Genomic DNA, 21,751 nt, shown 5'->3' on the forward strand with positions numbered 1-21,751 from the left:
TTAAATGCCCAAACTCTCTACAAAAACTGTTTTTCCTCTACTGTTTTCTTTACAAAACTCCACAATTTTTCCATGAAACCTAGCATATAACTCATTTAGAGACATTTCTTTGCCATAAAGCACATGGATTTTGGAGAGATTGCTTAGCAAGCCTTCTTCAACCCACTCTTGAAGTTCTGCATACGATTCAAAGCTATAGCCAAATGAAGCGAGGAGTCTTGCAGTATAAGCATCAACAACCATTGCTTCTTGTTTACATGCATAACAAAGTATAGAATCTGCACTCTCTGCACCAATCCCTTTTTGTGCCAACAACCATTCTCTATCCACTCTAGTGCAAAACACCTCAAAGGAGTCAAACTCTTTGAGTATGGCATGGGTTAATAAATGAAGATTTTTAGCTTTGGTATTGTAAAAGCCTGAGGGTCGGATATACTCTGAAAGTTGTTCTATAGGGAGTGCTGATAACATCTCTAAACTATCAATGCCAGCACACTCTAAATTTTCCATGCTTTTTTCAACATTTTCCCATTTGGCTTGCTGAGTTAAAATAGCACCTATAATCACCCAAAATGTTCCAGAACGAGGCCACCATAATGGATCTCTGGTCGTTTTTAAATAACCACTGTTTTTAAGAGCGACCAAAAGCTCAAAGCTATTTTTCATGTACTGCCCTAGCAAGCAAACGTTCTTGGTCATCAAAAATGCGTAATTTATACGCCTCAATACACTTTCCCTCTTCAATCTCCATAATAACCATCTGCAAAATCTTTTTACATTTTTTAGGTATTTCAAGAGATGCTGGAAGTCCTGTAAGGAAACGTTTGAGAGGAGCGTCTTTATCCATGCCGATAACACCATCTCGCGCACCACTGAGTCCAACATCACTGACATAACAGGTTCCAGTATCTATCAGTAAATCATCTGTTCCTACGTGTGTATGTGTTCCCAAAATGGCACTTACTTTACCTTTTAAAAGATGTAATATTGCGTATTTTTCAGATGTTACTTCAGCATGAAAGTCGATGATAATTGTCTTTACATCTTCAGCATGAAGCTCATCAACTACTTTTTGTGCTGTTAAAAAAGGATTTTCGACCATAGGCATACCATAATGCCCCATGATATTGACGATAGCAATCTTCTCGCCTTTCACATCTACGACGCTCACTCCTCGACCAGGAACGCCTATGGGATAATTAAGAGGCCTTAAAATAGGCATGACCTCTAAAAGAGGGATGATCTCTTTTTTATCCCACGAGTGATTTCCACCTGTGAGGATATCTGCACCATAGGAGAAAAGCTCTTTGGCGTGAAGAGTTCCAAGCCCAAAACCATGACTTGCATTTTCACCATTAGCGATGACAAAATCAAGTTCATACTCTTTTCGTATCTTTTTAAGATACTGCTCTAACATGCTGCGACCAGGTTTTCCAACAATATCGCCGATAAAACCTACTCTCACACCTTACTCCTTAAATGCAATAAGACGGTAGCAATGACATCGTCATCATCACGACTGCGCGATTGTAGCGTTATCTTCTTATCGTCTTCATATTTGATAGTAATATTTTGCCCATAGTTAGAAATGAGTACGATATTTTGACTCGTTGCTAAAATCTTAATCTCAATGAGTTGTAAAAATTGTTTGGTTGAAACATCTAGTTTTCCAAAGCGATCCACCATTTCTTCTTCGATCTCTAAAACATCATGCACGCTTCCACAACGGCTTAAACGTCTGTAGAGCTCTAAACGTACTCTATCTTCGGTAATATAGTTATCGTTGATAAATGCGCTAATAGAAAGCTTGATATCGACCTCTTTTGAAGCCACTGGTGTTTTACCAAGAAGGGAGTTAATAGCGTCTTCAAGCATTTTAAGATAAAGCGAATAACCAATGTTTTTAATATGCCCACTTTGCGCCTCACCGACTAAATTTCCGCCACCTCTGATCTCAAGATCATGGTATGCCAAGATAGAGCCGCTACCAAGGTAAGAGTTTGACTCTAACGCTATGAGGCGTTTTTTAGCGGATTCAGAGAGTTCTTCCTTATCTTTGACCAAGAAGTAACAAAACCCTTGGCGTTTACTACGCCCTACACGTCCACGAAGTTGGTGAAGGTCTGCCATACCAAAATGATCCGCCGCATCAATGATAATCGTATTGACATTAGGAATGTGAATGCCTGACTCAATAATCGAAGTACTTAAGAGGACATCATAAGCTTTTTCTTCAAAATGCAACATCTCTTTTTCGGTTACTGTCGCACTAATCTCTGAGTGAAGCGTTAAGATACGAAGGTTTGGCATCATAGAAAGCAACTCTTTACGTTTTGCTTCAATGGTTGCAATACGATTGTGAACAAAAAAGACTTGCCCTCCTCGCCTCATCTCACGAACAATGGCTTCTTTTATCACCTTTTCATCATACTCTTTCACAAACGTTCTGACATCTTCTCTATCATTTGGAGGAGTCAGAAGTTGAGAATACTGCTTAATGGAGCTTAGCGCCATATTAAGACTTCTTGGAATTGGCGTCGCACTCATGGAGAGAATATGCACATTTTCACGGAAATTTTTCAATTTTTCTTTTTGTTTTACGCCAAATTTATGCTCTTCATCCACCACAACAAGCGCAGGATTGTGCAGTTCGACTTCAAACAGAGAGTGTGTCCCAACACACACCTGCAATGCACCACTTTTAAGCTCTTTTAATATGACCTGTTTTTGCGCTGCTGTCGTAAAGCGATCAAGTTGTGCTACTTTAATGTTGTATTTGGCAAAACGTGCTGAGAGACTTTTAAAATGTTGTGAACATAAAAGCGTTGTTGGTGCAATCAGCAGTGCTTGGAAGCCTTTGCGCACAGTTGCAAAGATGGCATTCATGGCCACTTCGGTTTTACCAAAGCCTACGTCACCACTAAGCAATCTATCCATCATTTTGCCACTTTCAAAGTCACTTAAAATGTCATGTATCACACGCTTTTGATCGTCGGTATAGACAAAACCTGCATCGTTTTGGAAAAGAGCCATTTCATCTTTTTCCATAGAAAGGCTAAGCCCTTCGACCATCTCACGTTTGGCAGCAATAGCAATAATCTCACTCGCAATCTCCAAAAGTCGCTCTTTTGTTTTTGCTTTAAGTTTTTGAAAACTGCCTTTTCCAAGGCGATCTACGGTCACAAGACTACCACTCTCTCCAATGTAACGATCAATCACATGAAGGTTCTCAACAGGAAGTAGTAGTTTATCGTCACCCAAATATTCAATAAGAACAAAATCTTTTGTAGCCCCTAAAACAGTCGCTTGGGTTAAACCTTTAAAGATTCCAATTCCGTAGTTTTCATGCACTACGTAATCGCCATTTTTTAACTCATCAAGGACAATATTGGCGCGTTTTCGTTTGACTTTAGCGGATGGCTTATTGAGCGAAAGAATAATCTCGTCAGCGCTCATAATATTGATTATGCGCTCACTTTGAACCCATTTTACAGAAGACGCCTCAATATCAACCATACGAAGGAGTACTTCATTTTTAGCCAAGAGAGTGATTTTCTTTTTTTGGTGGAGCTCTATAAATGTTTTAACATTGCTCGGTGCAACTTCACGAAAACTCTTTGCTTCTGGAAGCACAGGAAGATGTTGGAGTTTTTTAACACCCTCTTCATCAAAAAGTGCAATTTCCTCAAGTTCTTCTTTGGCATCTGCACTCAAATAGGTTTTAAAACTTTCTATATAATCAGCGCCATTTTCACCCAAAACCCAAAGACCAAGAGAGTGAATATCTTTGGTAAAGCTATCACTTTTAAGTGTATCGATACGCTTTTGCATCAGCGTATGGCGCTCTTCATCTAATGCAAACAGTGCAGGGAAAAGCGTGAAGCTTTCAAGCTCATCTTTACTACTCTTTTGGCTTTCACAGTCAAAAAAGCGGATACTCTCTACTTCATCATCAAAAAGACCTATACGAACGGCTTTTTCACTATCGGGAGGAAAAATATCGATGATATCACCACGTATCGATATTTCACCTTTACCTTGCACCACATCTACAGCTAGATATCCCCAATAATACATTTGCTCGCGAAAACGCTCTAAATGCAAACGCATTCCAAATTCGATAGCATATGTACTAAAAAGTTCGGCTTTTGGCTGTGGTGTTAAAAGGGTACGCAGTGGAGAAATTAAAATCTTTTTAGTGGAATGATCTTGATAAAAAGCATGAAGGACTCGTAAAAGCTCTACCATTTCCTCATGAAAAGAGAGCAGATCATCGCCCATATTGGCTCTAAGATCAGGTAAGACATAGCTTTTTTTACCAAGAAAAAGGGCTACTTCAGAAGCTAAAAAAGCTTCCTTTTCACCTTTAACACCTAAAAGTTGGAGGCCATTTTTTGTTTGTAAAAATTCATAACACGCGGCTTGTAACAATCAATCCCTTTGCTCTTCATATGAAGGTGCTTCTGCACTCTCCATTTTTATTTTACTTTCGCCTTCAAAAATGGCTTTGGCTTCAATGACAAGTTCTTTAGAAATAACTTTGCCTAAAAATTTGCCACCCTCTAAAACTTCTACATTATCACAATTTGCATTTCCCTCAAAAAGACCATTGATAATCAAGCGACTTGCATTGATTTCACCGCTAATCTTTCCTTGTTTTCCTATGATTACAATGCTATCAGAGAGCACTTTTCCGATAATTTCACCATCAACATGTAAACGTGTTTGACAGTTAAAAATACCCTCAATTTTAGCTCCGCTAGCTACTATTGTTGTCTCAGAAGCGGGTACTGTTGTTGTTGAGTATTGATCAGCTTTATTAAAGATTCCCATGTGACTCTCTTCTCCTTTTGAAAGATTTCTTTAAAGTTAGAACCCTTCCACCTTAAAAAAGGTTCGGGATCTAAAAGGCGTCCGATAAATTTAAGTTCATAATGCAAATGAGGACCTGTGGACATACCACTATTGCCAGAATAAGCAATGAGGTCACCTTTTCTAACAAATTGTCCCTCTTTCACAACAGGTTTATTGAGTAAGTGCGCATAGTAACTCTCAAAACCATAGTTATGATCTAACGAAACCACATTTCCATAGCCACTATTTTGATTATACTGAGTAAACTTGACAACGCCATCTGCTGGTGCTAAAACCGGTGTTCCAATAGGTGCACGTAAATCTGTGCCTGCATGAAATTCTTTACGTTTTAAAATCGGGTTTTCTCTCCAACCAAAACGCGATGAAAATTCACTATACGCCATCACATCACCACTTGGGATATTATCAAAAAACGTCTTTTGTTGCAGAGCAGCGATATCGATCTCTTCAAGTCTGGTGTCCAGATTCTCATCTTCATTCACACGTAGACCAATAAGCTCTTCAACATTACTTATTTTATCACGAATATTCTCATACTCTTGAGCTTTCTCAGAAATTTTTGCTTGAAGTTCTTCATTTTGTACAATCAACTCATTTCGTTCAGCAACAGCTCTCTCTTTTTTCGCTTCTAAAGAAGAGACCTCTTTCATTAAAAATAAAATAACAAAACTACCAATAAGAATAGATAAGGCAACAAACAACGTAAAATAAAGCAAAAACTTCTTAATAATCTGATGCAATAAAAAATGTCTTGAACCATGCACATCGGAGATCGTGACGGTAAATTTATTTTTCACGTATACCCTTTAAAAATGCTTCGATGACAGAAAAAGAGCCAAATACTAAATACTCTTTATCATTTTTAATAGATGAAAAAGAAGAGATGGGAAGCTCTAAAGAATGTGCAACCGTGTACAAGTCGGCCTGATTAGCAGCTCGTGGACTCTCAATTTCAATCACTAAAATCTCTTCAATAATCGGTTTTAAAATACTCAAGATTGTTTTAAAATCTTTATCTTTGTAACTATTATAGACCAACATAACCTTTTTTTTGCCTAAACTCTTCACCAAGGCTTCTGCAGCCATGACATTATGGCCTACATCAATTGTCACATTAGAAAATATTTTTTGAAAACGCCCTTGTAAAACAGTAGGTAAAAAGGTTTTTAGATCAATATCATACCCAAGTACTTTTAATGCACAAAGGGCTGTTTTAAAATTTTCTTGCAAATAGCCTGCCAATTCATGTTTTTCGCCATATGCACGTAATGTTTGACTCATCGCCTCATCAAAAAAAGTTTCAACGCTATAAAGCTTGCTGTGAAGCCTTTTGGTTTGTTGTAAAGCGATAGGATAAACCTTTGCATCATACTGTTTTGCTAAAATGAGATCATGTGTGACACTATTTATTTTTGTTTGAGCAATCTCTTCAATACTTTCACCTAAAAACGCTTGATGATCTAATCCAATAGGAGTTATCACAGAGAGACATTTTGGGAAAACATTCGTAGCATCAAATTCTCCACCAAGCCCTGCTTCAAGAACAACATAATCACATTTTTGAGAAAAAATAACCATAGCTAAAAGCGTTGTGTATTCAAAATAAGAGAGCGATTCTGCCATTAAAGGCTCAAGCCAAGCGAGTAAAGTTTCGTGTGTTTGCTCTAATATTTTATCATCTACATTTGCATCATCCAGCCAGATACGCTCATTAAAGTGAAGGATGTGAGGAGATGTGTAGTGCCCAACATGTAGTCCATTGGCACGTAACATGTTCGCTAAAAAACGTCCTGTAGTACCTTTTCCATTTGTACCAACAACGTGAATGATTTTTGGAAGTTGAAAATGTGTTGCTATACTGTGATATGCTTTTGGCATACGTGCATAATCAATCTCATCATAAAAAAGCGGTTTTGTCTCTAAAAAAGCTTGCAGTTGCATTACAACACTGGCATCACTTGATTACGTCCTGCTTCTTTCGCTTTGTATAAGAAGCTATCTGCAGAACTGAGTGTTTCATCTTTTGTTTTATGTTGTGATCGTTGAGAAACACCACAACTTACCGTTACATTAATGCGTTCATTTTTATAAAGGAATTTAAATTGCTCAACAATGGAGCGAATTTTATCAGCAAAATGAATGGCGTGTGCAAGATCTGTACTTGGTAATATAACCAAAAATTCTTCACCACCATAACGTCCTACAAAATCGACTTGGCGTACATATTTGCGTAAAATCTTTCCAACGGTAGAAAGAATGACATCGCCTGCTTCGTGCCCATAAGTATCATTAACCATTTTAAAGTGATCGATGTCAATAAAGCAGAGTGTGTAATCAATTTTATAACGCATGAAAGCGTCTTCAACACGTCCAAGTTCGTTTGCAAGCGCACGTTTTGTTGCAACATGCGTTAAATAATCCTCTTTCACTTCTTGTTTTGCAACCAGTAATGCAGACTCAAGTTTGGATACACGGTTTTGTAGCTTTGTAATTGTTTCTTGATTGCTCATCATCTTTTCACTTAAAGAACGCGTCTCATTTTCCAAAGACGACGCAATATTAAGCAATTTGAGTTGAACATTTTCAAAGCTATCATGTTCAAAATTAATATTTTGTAAATCTTTTTTAATAACTTTTACTTGCTCATGACTAATGTTACTACTTTGAATAAGTTCAAAAAGTTTTTTATTGATCTCATCAAGAATTTTATCGAGCGCCGAAATTTTCTTTTGAACTTCGGTTTTATCAAGTTCAATACGTTTAGAAATAAGCTTTTTAATCTCTTGCTGAAGCGCTGGTGTGCCTAGGGCATCAGGAGAATTACGTAATTCATGGCTAATGGTTGCAAGTTCATCATTCATGCCAGAGGCAATAGAAGGTACAAGTGTCGCAATAATGAGCGGAACAATTGCCTTATAGAGTTCAGTACTATTGTCTTTACTCAAAATTTTGATAAGATCTCGAACCATTGCTTCAAGGTCATCTTTACTTACATGCCCAAAAGCATCTAATTTTTTTAGATAACTATCATCATAGTTTGAGATAAAATCAAACCATTTCTCTTTAACAAGATCAATAGATTGCAAATTCTGATGAAAATCAAGGCGCTCTAATGATGCATTGGCAAGGTTTGTCGCTTTTGTATCATGAAGCAAGGTAATAGCTTGAAGGACACGCTTGGTTAATGTGGCAAGGGTGTTGACCATTTTTAGGGCATCACCCTCATTGGCACGATTAAGTTTCGCAACTAAAAAAGCAAGCAATTCATCAACATTACTGATATTAAAACGCTTCATGTCCGTAACAATATTTGGATCAAGTTTTTTAGTGTATTTGTCTACTTTTTGACAATCTTCAACAATAACACCTTTTTGCTTAGCAACCTTACAAAAGACTTTTGCATAGTTATCAGGTGTTAAATTAAGGTGTTCAGCTTTGATAAGTTCTAATGAATCCTTGATGATCTCATTAATTGTTGTTGCCATTGCGCAATCCTTTAATCGCAATTTTAGAGACAAACTCATCTAAAGCATCGTTTGCTGCATAACGGATAGCTTCAAAGCGATTTGTGTCGGAGATAACACTATTGGCTTCAATAGAGAAGTCATACTCTCCTGTGGCTGTTAATTTTTCAATTTTTTTGTCGGCATTTTCATACTGCATTGCTAAGACAACTGTTGTTTTGTAAGCAATAACATAACCATATGTATCATACACTGTTGGAGAAAAAGAGATACTTTGAATATTGACGCGTAAAATACTATCCGCTTGTTCTTTTGTAACCAACTTACCACCGAAACGACTTACAATGGCTTCATTGACAGCATCTTTAATAAGAACACTGTTTCTTGGATCTTGCCTTGAAATGGTTACTTCCGCATAAAGCCTATCTCCCAATGCTTGTTTTGCATAATAAGAAGACGGTTTATACCCGCATCCACTAATCACTACTGCTATTAAGAATCCAAGAAAAAGTTGTTTCATATTACTTTACCACCAAGTTAATCAATTTATTGGGGACATAAATCTCTTTAATGAGTTCACATCCTTCTAACCATTTTGTAACACTCTCTTTTCCAAGGCGCAGTGCTTCTTCTTTTGAGATAGAAGTTTCCACTTCAATTTCTGAGCGTTTTTTACCATTGACAGTCACTGCTAAAATCATACTCTCTTCCACAAAAACTTCTTCTTTAATTTCAAGAGGTACTAAATTTTTACATCCGAAAAGTGCTTCACTCATTTCCCAACAAACATGTGGAACAATCGGTTCTAAGAGGTTCAGAAGAATAAAATACCCTTCACTCCAAACGGCTGAATCATTTTGATCACTCAAAGCATTTAATGCTTCCATACATGCTGCGATCAAAGTATTGAAGGTGTAACTTCCTTCATAAATTTCATTAGACTTTTTAAGAGCTTCATACACTTTTTTACGTGCATACTTAGATTCTTTAGAAAGTGAAGCATGGTTGATACTAGGAATAGACGTACATGCCAATGCATTTTCACTTTTCTGTGCAAAACGTTTTAAGAATCTAAATGCGCCTTCCACAGCACTATCATTCCACTCAAGCTCTTTTTGAGGAGGCGCTGCGAAGAGAATAAAAAGACGCGCCGTATCAGCTCCATAGGTTTTAATAATCGCATCAGGATCAACGGTATTGCCTTTGCTTTTGCTCATTTTAGAACCATCTTTAAGCACCATACCTTGGGTTAAAAGATTGGCAAACGGTTCATCACAACTTACATAACCTAAATCACGCAATACTTTCGTAAAGAAACGTGAATAAAGAAGATGTAAAATGGCATGTTCAATACCACCAATATACTGATCGACATTCATCCAATAATTCGCGCTTGCTTTATCAAATGGAGCATCATTCCACAAAGATGGATCAGTTGTATAGCGTAAGAAGTACCAACTGGATTGGAAAAACGTATCCATGGTATCGGTTTCACGAATTGCATCCTCACCACAACAAGGGCATTTTGTAAATTTCCACGTTGGATGTTTATCGAGAGGATTTCCTTCGCCTTTGATCTCTACATCATCAGGAAGTGCAACAGGAAGATTTTCAAATTTTTCAGGTACCAGTCCACATTTTGGGCAGTGGATCATCGGAATCGGTGCACCCCAATAGCGTTGTCGGCTAATACCCCAATCGCGAAGTTTATAATTAATAACTTTTGTACCCATTTTTTTAGCTTCAAAATGAGCAATAATCGCTTTTTGAGCGCTTTTAGAATCAAGTCCGCTAAATTCACCCGAATTAACCAGTGTACCGTATTCAGTGGTCGCGGTATTTCCATCAAAGAGTGTACCATTTTCAATACTCTGAATAATTGCTAAGTCATACTTCGTTGCAAACTCAAAATCACGTTCATCGTGTGCAGGAACTGCCATAACAGCGCCTCCACCGTATTCGATTAAGACAAAGTTCGCAACCCAAACAGGTACATTTTTACCAGTCAGTGGGTGAATAACATCTATTTCTAGACTCACACCCTCTTTTGGGGCTTGTGCACGATCTCTCGCTCCAACACTTTGCATTTTTTTAATCTGAGCAATTTTATCTTCACTGAGCAATTTATGCGTTATCAAATGGTTGACAATAGGATGCTCAGGTGCTAAGGCTGAATAACTAACACCATAGATGGTATCTGGTCGCGTCGTAAACACTTTATAGTTTTCAAATTGATGGTTAAGTTTAGCTTTAGAAGAATCAGTAAGTTCAAATGAAAACTCTAAACCTTCACTTCTACCAATCCAATTTTCTTGCATTGTTAAAACTTGATTTGGCCAACCAGCACGGAGTTTTTCACAATCATCTAAAAGTTCTTGTGCATATTGAGTAATTTTGAGGTAATAGCCAGGAAGAAGACGTTGTTCTACGGGATTATCACATCTCCAGCAGCATCCTTCTTCGACTTGCTCGTTTGCTAAAACGGTTTGACACGTATTACACCAATTAAGCGTTGCGCTTTTTTGATAGACCAATCCTTTATTAAACATCTCAATGAAAATGCGTTGTTCATGTTTAGTATACAGTACATCACTTGCCGCAAATTCTCTTTTTTTCGAGAAAGAAAGTCCCAATGATGCGAGTTCTTTACGCATGTAATCTATGTTCTCATAGGTCCATTTTTTAGGATGAACACCATGTTTGATCGCTGCATTTTCAGCGGGCATACCAAAACTATCCCAACCAATAGGATGAAGGACATTGAAGCCATTTTTACGGTGATGACGCGCAATTGCATCACCAATCGTATAGTTACGAACATGCCCCATGTGAATACGCCCACTAGGATATGGGAACATACTTAAAATATATTTTTTCTTTTTATTCATATCAGCAAGGGGTTCAAACGCATTGGTTTGATCCCATGTTTGCTGCCATTTTTTTTCGAGTTCTAAAGGATTGTATTGCATCTTCTCTCCATCAAATTAAACGGTACCTTTTTCATACTGTGAACGCATTTTTTCTTTTTCTATTCTATTTTTCTCTTTCAACGCAATCTTCGCTTTATATTTTTCAACATTAAAACCAATGAGTGTCAAGAATGGAGCTGAGATAAAGATAGAACTGTATGTACCGATGATAACACCTAGTAACATTGTAAAGCTAAAGCCGTGAATAATCTCTCCACCAAACACATAGAGGGTTAATACAACAAAGAAAACAAGCAACGAGGTAATCGTCGTACGTGAAAGTGTCTTTGAAACACAAATATCAATAATTTGAGAGAAATTCGTATTTTTCGTCTCTTCAAGCTCTTCACGAATACGGTCAAAAATGATAATAGTATCATTCAAAGAATAACCAATCAGCGTTAAAACAGCGGCTAAAACATCAAGACTAAATTCTATGTCAAATAAAATAATAGCGCCAAGTGTAATGGTGATATCATGTGCTAATGTTATGATGGAAGCAATTGCAAATTTCCATTCAAAACGAACCGCAACATAAATCAAAATACCAATCATCGCTAACACTGCAGATATAATACCTTTTGTTCGTAACTCACTTCCGATTTTTGGACCAACGATATCTACTTTTCGGATATCAAAAGAACCTGTATCTTTTAAAGCAGATTTAATATGATCACCAACATCTTGACCTACACTATCACTGACTGCAGAAAAGCGGATAACGATCTCTTCTGGTGATCCAAACTCGGTAATAAGCGCGCCAGCGAACATTTTATCTTTTGCGAGATCTTCTCTGATTTTATCGAGTGGAGCTGCTTGTTCATATTTGAGTTGAACAACTGTTCCGCCTACAAAATCAACACCGTAATTAAATCCTTTTGTAAAAACAAGAACAATAGAAACAAAAGCTAAAAAAAGTGTTGATAGGACAAAGAGACGTCCATACTTCATAAAATTATAAATTTTACCTTTTGAAAAAAATTCCATTAGTGACCTCTCTTTTTCATACCAAACCAAAAATTGATACTATGGTTTTTCTCAATGTAAGACATCAACGCCACATACATACCATGTGTTCCAAGAATTGCTGTAAGCATTGAAATCAAGTTACCAATGAGCATACTGATCGCAAAGCCTTTAATAGGACCTGTACCATAGACATAAAGAATAACTGAAGAAACGGCTAGGGTTAAGTTACCATCAACAATAGCACTCATCGCGTTTTCATACCCTTTTTCAACCGATTGTCTAATGGTCACACCTTGCCGTAAAAGCTCGCGAATACGTTCCGTAATAATAACGTTTGCATCAACCGCCATACCCAGACTTAAAACAATACCCGCCATACCAGGCAATGTCAGTGTTGCCCCAAAAAGAGCCATAATGGCAATCAATAAAAGGAAGTTTACGAACAATGCAATACTCGCAAATACACCCGCCATATGGTAGTACATAATCAAAAATCCGACAATGAGGAAAAAGCCAGAAACCAATGCGATAGAACTTGCTTTGATACTATCTGCACCCAAAGATGGTCCTACACTTCGTTTTTCAAGAAGCGTTACAGGGGCTAAAAGAGCTCCACTTCTAAGAGCGATTGCTACGTCGTGTGCTTCTTTAACACTAAAGCCACCACTGATTTGACCACTTCCTCCACCAATACGCTCACGAATAACAGGATCAGAATAGACTTTGTTATCCAAAACAATCGCTAAACGATTACCGACATTGTTGGCTGTAAAATCACCAAAGATTTTTGCACCCTCAGAATTGAGCGTAAAATTGATGACAGGTTGATGCATATCGCTAAATGCTACTTTCGCATCAGTCAACATACTACCATCAATAATAGGGATTTCTTTAAGAACGTGACGAATGTTGTCACCTCTCGCATCACTTAAAATAACATCACCATACTGTGCAGCTTCTGTTGGACTCATGTTATTTGCACGATCACGTCGTTTTTCATCCACTGCCATAAGTTGTAAGTGTGCTGCTTTAGCGATTAATTCACGTGCACGTTGTTCTTCTTCTGCTGTTTTAATACCAGGCAGTTCCACAACAATTTTATCCATACCTTGCTTTGCAACATTTGGTTCAGCCAAACCAAATTGGTCCAAACGGTTACGAATTGTCTCTACTGCTTGAGAAATAGCATACTCTTTAATGAGAGTTTTCTCTTTCTCTTCTAAGTTAAGTGTGTATTTAAGAGCTTCTTTGTTGATATGCAAACCACTAACGGTTTTGAGCATCTCATCCAATTTTTTCTCTTCATCTTTGTCAAGAAGTGTAAAAGAGAGCACCTCTTCATCAAGACGAAAGTCATCAATAATAATGTCATTGGTTTGCGCAAAAAATTTAATACTTGATGCAATAGACTTTACTTTGGATTTGATAGCTTCTTCCGTTTTGACACCTAAAACCATATGAAGACCGCCCTGAAGATCAAGGCCTAACGCAATTTTAGCCCCTTTTTCACTTTGCAAGAAAGTAGGCATTGACATGCCTACTCCAAAAATTACTGAAATAATGAAAATGACTAAACGGTAGTTAAATACACCACTAGGCATCGATTTTCTTTGCGATGTATTCTCTTGCAACCTTCACTATGACGCCATCATCATTAAGCTTAACTTTGATAGAATCTTCTTCAGGTTTCACAACTTCACAGATCAAACCACCACTGGTAATGACTTTGTCTCCCTTTTGAAGAGCGTCAAGCATTTCTTTGTGTTTTTTTACCTGTTTTTGCTGAGGCCTAATCACAAGAAAATAAAAAATTGCGAAAAGAACAACGAGTGGAAGTAAAGAAGAGAGTAAACTTGCAGAACCTTGCATGGAAATCCTTTGTGAAAAAAAATTTAGAGATATATTTTACCCGCATTTACATAATAAAAGCCTTTGTTATAGCACTCTTGCTTTCAGCTTTTATTTATCTTGACTATTTTGGTTTGACCTTTCGTCCCCTTAATTCACTCTTAGCCATTGCTGGGTTTTACCTTCTTTTAGGGCAAAATCGAATCGTTTGGTTTTGGAGTGGTCTTTCTATTGGGCTCTTATGGTTTTACTGGATTAGTTTTAGCTTTGTCTATTATGAGTTAAGCTTTCTTATTCCTTTCGTTATTCTAGGTATAGCTCTTGTTTATGCACTTTTATTTTGGGTTATTGGACGTTTTGGGTATTCTATATATCTGCAATTACCACTCCTATTTGGCGTGAGTTTTGTAGACCCTTTTGGATTTAATTGGTTAAAACTCGAAGTCATTTTAATCGATACTTATTTTTCAACAACGCACCTTGCATTTGGACTTTTTTTAAGCAGCATTGCCCTTTTCAAGGCTCTTTCAAAATGGTTTAAAAGCCTTGCATTTTTACCACTTATCGCAGCGCTTTCTGTATGGTATACACCCTCTTCTCTTACATTACCAGAACTCAATGTTGCTATACCTTCAATGCATATTCCTCAATCACAGCGTTGGGATGCCGCATATCAAAAAGAGGCAATTGATCTCAATTTTAAATTGATTGAACAAGCCATATCTGAAAAAAAAGAACTTATTATTTTCCCAGAAAGTGCATTTCCACTTTACCTCAATCGTGCCCCAGCACTTATCAAAGCACTCAAGGAATATTCGCATAACATTACTATTGTCACAGGTTCTTTAACCTACGAAGAAGATCAAGGATTTTTCAATTCGTCATACCTCTTTCAAAAAGGAGAAATGCAGATAGCACATAAGATTGTTCTCGTTCCTTTTGGAGAAGAGGTACCCTTTCCTGCTTTTATCGTTGAAATCATCAATAAGCTCTTTTTTGATGGCGCCAAAGATTATCAGAAAGCAAAAGCACCACAAGACTTCATCATCAATGACATTCCTTTTAGAAGCGCTATTTGTTATGAAGGAACGAACGATAAACTGTTTGAAGGAAATCCTAAACAGATGATCGTCATTAGCAATAACGCATGGTTTAGCCCTTCTACAGAGCAAACATTGCAGTATTTATTGCTACGATTGTATGCGAAAAAATACCAAACTGTGATTTATCACAGTGCAAATAGTGGGAAAAGTGGCGTGATCGTACCATAAAGGCACACACCATGGTGCGCCTTTATAGCATAATGAGAGAGATTACTTTTTAAGTGCTTTAAAGATTTCTAAACTATCGAGCTGTTCCCATGGATAATCACTTTGACCGACTTGTCCACGAGCAGCAACATCTGCGTACAAGAAGGTATCTTCGCTTGGTTTATCCAAACCAAACTTATTGGTGATCCAACGTGGTGTTAAGCTAAATGTCTCTAGTACAAATGCAGAGAGTTCATCATCACTTGCACTGGTATAAGTTCCAAAGGTATCAACTGCTACAGAAACTGGTTTTGCTACACCAATCGCATAAGAAAGTTGAACTGAACATTTTTTAGCAAGGCCTGCAGCTACGATATGTTTTGCAATCCAACGAGCAGCATACAATCCACTACGATCTACTTTTGTATAGTCTTTACTTGATTGTGCACCACCACCGATAGGCGAATATCCTCCAAAGCTATCAACGATAAGCTTACGTCCTGTTAAACCAGAATCATGAAGTGAGCTATGATTAACATAACGACCTGTTGGGTTGATATGAATGATAGTATCGTTTGGATCGTATAAATCAGTTGGAAGGCCTGTATCATCAATCAAGCCTTTGATTAATGCGCGGACTTCTTCAATTGGCATATTTTCATTTGATGGAGCAGAAACTACAATAGTATGAATTTTTTGTGGTTTACACTCTTCAAAATTTTGCTTTGAACCATAATCCACAGTGACTTGTGTCTTAATATCAACGCCTAGTTTGTGGTTGTGTTTGAGTGCATAGTTATAAACTTTGTCGCATAGCATACGTGCATACGTAATCGCTGCTGGCATAAAATCAGCCGTTTCAGCTGAAGCAAAACCAAACATAATTCCTTGGTCACCTGCACCAATTTCGCCACTTTCTTGATCAACACCTTGATTGATATCGCTACTTTGTTGATTAAGAAGCACTTGAACTTTTACTTCATCTGGATAAAGGCATTGCTCTTTTGTAAAAGCAGATTTTCCATCATAACCAATTTTAATGAGTGCATCTTTAACGATCTTCTCGTAATCTGCAAAAGAGAGAATACTTTTGGTATTGACTTCGCCACCAATGATAACGTGTTTACCTGCAACAAAAACTTCACTCGCTACGCGTGAATTTTTATCAGCAATTAAAAGTGTGTCAACAATGCTATCCGCAATGATGTCAGCACATTTGTCAGGGTGACCTGGACTTACCACTTCAGAGGTAAAAAGGTAGTGTTTTGTGTGTTCCATTTTTGTTTTCCATTTCTTTGTTTTCCCATTTTCAAACATTCATATGACTTGCATATAACGTCTAAAAACCTGTTTTCCATCCTTTTGTTTTCCATTTATGGTTTCAAGAAGATACGAAACATAAAATAAAATTAAAAGTTTGAACCAAGGCTCCTGTGAGCCCACCGCTTACTTAAGAAGAGTATAATACTCTCTTTTTTATAAAAAAAACTTTGAGTGTTAGATTACTTGCGAAATAATGAAATTCCATAAACCAATACTTACAAATGAGAAGAGAATACCGAGCGCCAAGGCATTAATGAGCAATTCTCGATTAAGTCCTCCTCGAATACCAAAAACGACTGCCATAGTCATGGGAGGCATCGCTGTTTCTAGCAATGTTACTTTGACCCATTCCGCTTTTAAATCCGCAAAAAAGTAAAGTCCTATAAGCATAATAAACGGTGCTACAACCATTTTTAGGCTTAGGGCAACCATGTTTTCTTTAAAATACAGTGACAAGGTACGAAATTCTAACTTCATTCCCACAATACCTGTTACCAAAGGAATAAGTGTGGCTTGAAATTTATCGAGAATCGTTTCAATGAGCACGGGAAACTCTGTCCCTTGAAAATAGACCGCAACAACGATAGCAAGCAATGGAGGAGAAAAAACCATCTGTTTTGCCACATCACGCACACGCTGTTCTCTGCCACCGCCCCATGCGATTAGGGCAACACCAAACGTCATCAAAGCGATAAACGTACCAATTTGATCATACACCAACGCATAACTAACCGCGTGTAAAGAATAAAATGATTCAATATATGAAAAGCCAACAAAGCCCGTGTTTCCAAAACCGACTATGACCATTATCGTCACGAGATTTTGCTTGTCCAACTTCAGATAACGCCCTGCTACATACCCCAGAAAAAGCGAAAGCGCCATCGTAATGTAAGCAATCACGATAATGAGAAAAACTTCATGGCTAAACGTCATGTGGCGTATTTTAGAAAGAGCCAATGCAGGCAATGAGAAATAGATCACAAACTCGGTTAAAGCTTCTGAAATATCGTGTTTGATTTTTTTAAAAAGATACCCTAAGGCAACAAAAATAAAGACGGGAGCAACTTGTTCAATCATCATAAACTTCTTTTATACATAAAGGCAAAAAAGGCGCAAAATTACCACGGTTTTGTCGTACAATTTTCTAAAGCGTTTTCTAACATACCTAAAAATTTCTTGCGTTCTATCACACACGCACCTAAAGACTGAAGATGGTCAGTGGGGAGTTGACAATCAATAAAGTCTCCACCTAAACATCTCACTTTTTCACATAACGCGACTAAGGCAACTTTTGAAGCATCTCTTTTTGTGGAAAACATCGATTCTCCGCAAAAAACCCCACCAAGATAGAGTCCATACAATCCTCCAACCAATTTTCCCTCAAAAAATGTTTCGACTGAGTGGGCAAACCCTTGTGAGTGTAACGCACAAAATGCTTTGATGAGTGCCTCACTAATCCAACTTTTTTCTCCCTTTTCAAGTCTCGTAAACAAGCATTGACGCATCACATCTTCAAAACAGGTGTCATAACGTATTTCATACAGTTTCATACTTTTGGCTAAACTTTTGGAGATTTTGATGTCTGAGGGAAAAAGAATAAGCCTAGGGTCAGGCGACCACCAAAGAATCGGATCGCCTTCATTAAACCATGGGAAAACACCTCTTGTATAGGCACGAAGGAGGCGCTCAGGTTTGAGATCACCTCCCCATGCTAAAAGGCCCTCAGAGCTTGCATCGTGAGGATTAGGGAATGTATAATCGCGCGAATGCAACTGAGGAATAAGTATCTTAGTTGCCACCGCTGTATTCGAATACCAATTTTTTAGATTTATAATCTATTTTACAGACACCACCGTTTTTGAGTTTGCCAAATAGAACCTCTTCGGCAAGTGGTGTTTTAATTTTTTCTTGGATAACACGACGCATAACACGTGCACCCATCTCTTTACTGTAACCTTCGCTTGCAAGTTGTTTTTTTGCTGCGAGTGTCGCTACAATCTCTACTTTTTTATCTTTGAGTTGCTCAGTGAGTTCATTTAACAGTTTTTCCACAACATTGATCATCACAGACTCAGAAAGCGGCGCGAAATGAATCACTTCATCTAAACGATTTCTAAACTCAGGCGAGAAGAACTCTTTAATCGCATGATCTGTTCTGCTAGTCTCATTTTTTGTAAAGCCCATGGTTGGGGCTTCTTTTGTTCCAAGATTGGATGTCATGATGATGATGACATTACGAAAATCAATCTTTGTGCCATTGTTATCGGTTAACGTTGCGCTATCAAAAATTTGGAGCAAGATATTGAGCATATCAGGATATGCTTTTTCAATCTCATCTAACAAAAGAACGCTGTATGGATGCTTTTTGATCGCTTCGCTTAGCTGTCCACCCTCATCATACCCCACATAACCAGGAGGTGCTCCAATGAGACGACTAACCGTATGCTTTTCCATATATTCGCTCATATCATAGCGTTCGAAATGCACACCTAACTCATAAGCTAGTTGTTTTGCAACTTCCGTTTTACCTACACCAGTCGGTCCTGCAAACAAGAAAGAACCTATTGGAGAGGTTGGATGACCAAGCCCTGCACGACTGCGTTTGATCGCCTTCACGAGCGCTTCAATGGCAGCATCTTGTCCAAAAATTTTCGATTTTAGATGCGCTTCTAAGTGCTGCATCACTTCGCCTTCATCTTTGGTAACGCTACGGCTTGGGATGTTTGCAATGCGAGAAAGAACGGCTTCTATGTCGCTGAGTTCCACGACTTTTTTACGTTTTTTATCCAAATGAAACGACGCACCCACTTCATCGATAAGATCAATCGCAGAGTCTGGTAAGAACTTATCGCTAATATATTTTTTGGCAAGCTCTACAGAAGCCCTAATAACTTCAGTCGGGTACTTAACACCATGATGTTTTTCATAACTTCCCTTAAGTCCTTTCAGAATTAAGAAGGAGTCTTCAATGCTTGGTTCTAACACATCAATTTTGGCAAAACGACGGCTGAGCGCTTTGTCTTTATCGAAGAAATTACGAAACTCTCCGTACGTTGTTGCACCAATGCAGCGAATTTTTCCAGACGCTAATGCTGGCTTAAGCAAGTTAGAAAGATCCATCGAGCCACCACTTGTTGCTCCTGCTCCTACAATGGTATGAATCTCATCGATAAATAAGATCGCACCTTTTTTAGCTTCTAACTCTGTTAAAATCTCTTTGAGGCGTTTTTCAAAATCACCACGGTATTTGGTACCAGAAAGTAAAGAGCCCATATCTAGGGCATACACCGGTGTTTCTTTTAAGATTTCAGGCACAGCACCTTCGCTAATTTTTGCAGCCAAACCTTCGACAATAGCTGTTTTACCAACACCGGGTTCACCCACAAGCAGAGGATTGTTTTTCTTTCTGCGACACAATACTTGCATCACACGTTTAACTTCATCAGCACGCCCAATCAACGGGTCTATCTGCTTTTGTTTGGCAAGGGCGATTAAATCAAGGGTATATTTTGCAAGGGCATTCTCTTGTTGCTCATTTAGGCTTTGCTCTTTATGTTGTGGGGCACTCATAGCAGTGACTTCTTCAACAATCAACAGTTTATCAACGCCTTGTTGCAATAAAAGGGAAACACAAAAAGCATTACTTTCATCCATCATAGCGATTAGAAGATCAAACACACTTGCTTCTGATTTTCCTGCACTTTTGACATGTAACATCATAGATTCGACCACGCGAGACAGTGCTACGGTCTCTAACGGCTCATAATTTTCATCACTAGGAACAACTTGAGGATTTGCCACAAAATACTTTTCCATCGAGCGTTGCAAAAATGTAATGCTTAATCCACAATTGATAAGGAGTTCAGTCACATGTTCATTGTTCAGTAATGCAAAGAAGAGATGGTCCACAGTGATGTATTCGTAGCGATGTTTTCTGACAAATGCAATCGCATCATTAAAAACATAATTGAGTTCTTGACTAACCATAAATCCCTCCTTTTTTACTTTAATACGCTTTTACAGCAAAGCTCTAAAAGCTACGCTGCACTTGGCACTAAAGCCTGCCAACAACGTTGGCAGAATGATATACATCATTCTTCTTCCATAATAGCACGAAGTGGAAATTTTTCCTCTTTTGCCATTTTTCGTACATGCGCTACTTTTGTCTCAGCAATTTCATAGGTATAAACACCACAAAGACCTTTTCCTTGTTCATGAACGCTGAGCATAATTTCAGTTGCTTTTTCAAAACTATGATGAAAGATTTGCATTAAAACTTTAATGACAAATTCCATACTGCTATAATCATCATTGAGCAACAAAACCTTATACATTCTTGGCTCTTTGATCTCTATAGCATCAATCGTTTCGTTTTGAAAATCTCCTTCTAAGCGGTGCATTAAAAACCTCTATTTTGCTGTCAGTTTGTCAATATCTTTTTGGATAATATCCAAACCTACTTTTCCGATATAAAACTTATTTTCAACATTTGACGGATTGTAAATGTCGGTTACTTTTTGGTATTTACCATCTTTCAACACGACTTTAAAAGGTACTTGCAATGTTCCTTTATAGGCAATGTCTTGAACAATTGTTTCTACGATTTTTTTATTTTTTGGTGAATTGGTTATGAAATAATACGCATTGTATTTTGCAGCAAAATTTTCAACCACATATTCATCACTTACTTCTTCAAAATAATTCAATCCGATTAACATAACATCATCGCTGTTTTGAAGTTGAAAATCCATTAAAGAAGGTGCTTCTTCTTGACATGGAACACAAAATGTGCCGAAAATATCGATTAAAACAACTTTGTTTTCATCATCTTCAAGTACAAAACCACCATTTTTACGAAGCAATGTTAGCTTGGCACCTGAGACACTTTTAATCTCAACTTTATCACCCTCTTTATAGGTTTCTTTGACCGCCGGAACGCTCGATGATTCCGAACCACATCCTAAAAACAAGAGCAATGTCACAACTGCGATTAAACTGATTAATTTTTTCATGTTTCCCTCATACAACTTTTGGTTTATTCTACTTTGTTAAG

19 protein-coding genes are annotated in these 21,751 nt (G+C 37.7%); 1 reads left to right on the plus strand and 18 read right to left on the minus strand.

The window, feature by feature from the left end:
- The 12 genes from UCH001_RS08965 to yajC are packed head-to-tail and all read right to left on the minus strand — an operon-like array spanning window position 1 to window position 14,146.
- Complete coding sequence (locus tag UCH001_RS08965; protein WP_067177094.1) at window positions 1–666, minus strand: 3-methyladenine DNA glycosylase; 666 nt, start codon at window positions 664–666, stop codon at window positions 1–3.
- Window positions 656–1,465, minus strand: coding sequence for a TIGR00282 family metallophosphoesterase (locus UCH001_RS08970; RefSeq protein WP_067177096.1), 810 nt, complete (start codon window positions 1,463–1,465; stop codon window positions 656–658). Before UCH001_RS08970 ends, UCH001_RS08965 begins: the two co-directional genes overlap by 11 nt.
- Entirely contained in the window at window positions 1,462–4,431 is a 2,970-nt protein-coding gene (gene mfd, locus UCH001_RS08975) for a transcription-repair coupling factor (protein ID WP_067177098.1), read from the minus strand. Before mfd ends, UCH001_RS08970 begins: the two co-directional genes overlap by 4 nt.
- Window positions 4,432–4,833: a polymer-forming cytoskeletal protein gene (locus tag UCH001_RS08980; protein ID WP_067177100.1), complete on the minus strand. Its 402-nt coding sequence runs from the start codon at window positions 4,831–4,833 to the stop codon at window positions 4,432–4,434.
- Window positions 4,767–5,672, minus strand: coding sequence for a peptidoglycan DD-metalloendopeptidase family protein (locus UCH001_RS08985; protein ID WP_067177101.1), 906 nt, complete (start codon window positions 5,670–5,672; stop codon window positions 4,767–4,769). The genes UCH001_RS08980 and UCH001_RS08985 overlap by 67 nt, the downstream gene beginning before the upstream one ends.
- The gene (locus tag UCH001_RS08990; RefSeq protein ID WP_067177103.1) at window positions 5,662–6,816 is read right to left on the minus strand and encodes a folylpolyglutamate synthase/dihydrofolate synthase family protein; all 1,155 of its coding nucleotides are present in this window, start codon (window positions 6,814–6,816) and stop codon (window positions 5,662–5,664) included. The genes UCH001_RS08985 and UCH001_RS08990 overlap by 11 nt, the downstream gene beginning before the upstream one ends.
- Window positions 6,816–8,360: a GGDEF domain-containing protein gene (locus tag UCH001_RS08995; RefSeq protein WP_067177105.1), complete on the minus strand. Its 1,545-nt coding sequence runs from the start codon at window positions 8,358–8,360 to the stop codon at window positions 6,816–6,818. The genes UCH001_RS08990 and UCH001_RS08995 overlap by 1 nt, the downstream gene beginning before the upstream one ends.
- On the minus strand, window positions 8,344–8,859 hold the full coding sequence (lptE, locus tag UCH001_RS09000; protein WP_067177106.1) for an LPS assembly lipoprotein LptE: 516 nt from the start codon (window positions 8,857–8,859) through the stop codon (window positions 8,344–8,346). The genes UCH001_RS08995 and lptE overlap by 17 nt, the downstream gene beginning before the upstream one ends.
- Window position 8,860: 1 nt before the next feature.
- Window positions 8,861–11,308: a leucine--tRNA ligase gene (gene leuS, locus UCH001_RS09005; protein WP_067177108.1), complete on the minus strand. Its 2,448-nt coding sequence runs from the start codon at window positions 11,306–11,308 to the stop codon at window positions 8,861–8,863.
- Window positions 11,309–11,323: 15 nt separating this feature from the next.
- Window positions 11,324–12,295, minus strand: coding sequence for a protein translocase subunit SecF (gene secF, locus UCH001_RS09010; RefSeq protein ID WP_067177110.1), 972 nt, complete (start codon window positions 12,293–12,295; stop codon window positions 11,324–11,326).
- Window positions 12,295–13,878, minus strand: a complete 1,584-nt coding sequence (secD, locus tag UCH001_RS09015) for a protein translocase subunit SecD (RefSeq protein WP_067177112.1) — start codon at window positions 13,876–13,878, stop codon at window positions 12,295–12,297. The genes secF and secD overlap by 1 nt, the downstream gene beginning before the upstream one ends.
- Entirely contained in the window at window positions 13,871–14,146 is a 276-nt protein-coding gene (gene yajC, locus UCH001_RS09020; protein ID WP_067177114.1) for a preprotein translocase subunit YajC, read from the minus strand. Before yajC ends, secD begins: the two co-directional genes overlap by 8 nt.
- 11 nt (window positions 14,147–14,157) lie before the next feature.
- On the opposite strand from yajC, the gene UCH001_RS09025 reads away from it, so the two are divergent.
- Complete coding sequence (locus UCH001_RS09025) at window positions 14,158–15,396, plus strand: apolipoprotein N-acyltransferase (RefSeq protein WP_067177116.1); 1,239 nt, start codon at window positions 14,158–14,160, stop codon at window positions 15,394–15,396.
- Window positions 15,397–15,438: 42 nt separating this feature from the next.
- Here UCH001_RS09025 and metK read toward each other — a convergent pair whose 3' ends face one another.
- The 6 genes from metK to UCH001_RS09055 form a co-directional block, all read right to left on the minus strand.
- Window positions 15,439–16,653: a methionine adenosyltransferase gene (metK, locus tag UCH001_RS09030; RefSeq protein WP_067177118.1), complete on the minus strand. Its 1,215-nt coding sequence runs from the start codon at window positions 16,651–16,653 to the stop codon at window positions 15,439–15,441.
- Between the two features lie 219 nt (window positions 16,654–16,872).
- Window positions 16,873–17,778, minus strand: coding sequence for an AEC family transporter (locus UCH001_RS13170; RefSeq protein WP_067177119.1), 906 nt, complete (start codon window positions 17,776–17,778; stop codon window positions 16,873–16,875).
- 38 nt (window positions 17,779–17,816) lie between these two features.
- Window positions 17,817–18,497, minus strand: a complete 681-nt coding sequence (gene aat / locus UCH001_RS09040) for a leucyl/phenylalanyl-tRNA--protein transferase (RefSeq protein WP_082705707.1) — start codon at window positions 18,495–18,497, stop codon at window positions 17,817–17,819.
- Window positions 18,487–20,685 (minus strand): ATP-dependent Clp protease ATP-binding subunit ClpA, encoded by a 2,199-nt coding sequence (gene clpA, locus UCH001_RS09045; protein ID WP_067177121.1) that lies wholly within the window; start codon window positions 20,683–20,685, stop codon window positions 18,487–18,489. The genes aat and clpA overlap by 11 nt, the downstream gene beginning before the upstream one ends.
- 104 nt (window positions 20,686–20,789) lie before the next feature.
- Entirely contained in the window at window positions 20,790–21,098 is a 309-nt protein-coding gene (gene clpS, locus UCH001_RS09050) for an ATP-dependent Clp protease adapter ClpS (protein ID WP_067177123.1), read from the minus strand.
- A gap of 9 nt (window positions 21,099–21,107) precedes the next feature.
- A complete protein-coding gene (locus UCH001_RS09055) occupies window positions 21,108–21,710 on the minus strand; it encodes a TlpA disulfide reductase family protein (protein ID WP_067177125.1) in 603 nt (200 codons plus the stop codon).
- Between the last annotated feature and the right edge of the window lie 41 nt (window positions 21,711–21,751).

Source organism: Sulfurospirillum sp. UCH001 (assembly GCF_001548035.1).
Classification (GTDB): domain Bacteria; phylum Campylobacterota; class Campylobacteria; order Campylobacterales; family Sulfurospirillaceae; genus Sulfurospirillum.